The organism is Halorubrum tibetense (genome assembly GCF_042661865.1).
In the GTDB taxonomy this organism is placed as follows: Archaea; Halobacteriota; Halobacteria; order Halobacteriales; family Haloferacaceae; genus Halorubrum; species Halorubrum tibetense.
The window spans coordinates 1-562 of record NZ_JBHSWW010000680.1; the positions used below are offsets into that span (position 1 = coordinate 1).

General features: G+C 52.8%; 1 protein-coding gene. It reads right to left on the bottom strand.

The annotated features are described in order from the left end of the window. On the bottom strand, positions 1 to 417 hold a 417-nt coding region (locus tag ACFQEU_RS17715), incomplete at its 3' end, for a hypothetical protein (RefSeq protein WP_379784288.1). Positions 418 to 562 lie beyond the last annotated feature (145 nt).

Here is a 562-nt window from a genome sequence, read left to right on the forward strand (position 1 = left end):
TTTCACCACACAATCGGCCTGCGGCAGCAAGCTTATAAGCAAGACCACATCGATTAACGAAGGGTGGTTGGCCAGAACGAGCTGGCCGGGCTGACGCAGGCGGTCAATATCCTCAACGTAATAATGCAAGATACCTAGGGCTCGCATCATGTTCATAAAAAAACGAAAATTGATGTGCACTATCCAGCGGGCTTTGCATTCGCGCTTAATCCCTTTTGGCGTAGCCAGCAGCCATGGCAGTGCGTAGAAAGGTAGCAATAAGCCACCCAGCCCGAACAACGTAAAGGACAGGCCGGTGGCAAATAGCCGCCAAAGCCAATTCAAGCGCCGCTTCATTGCTGCCAGACTCGATGACACCGCCGGCCAGACACCGCCAAAGTCGTAGCTTGATCGGGGTTTGCAAACCAACGCAGCCATTGCACCGCCTCTGGTTCATTTATTACCGCTTCGGGTCCTATATCGGTGGTAGATAAAGTTACCGGGCTACCCTCTTGTCGCGACAGAACCAAGGCAAGCGCATAGGGATAAGCCACATTATCCGAGTGCTGGTAAACCTCGGGTA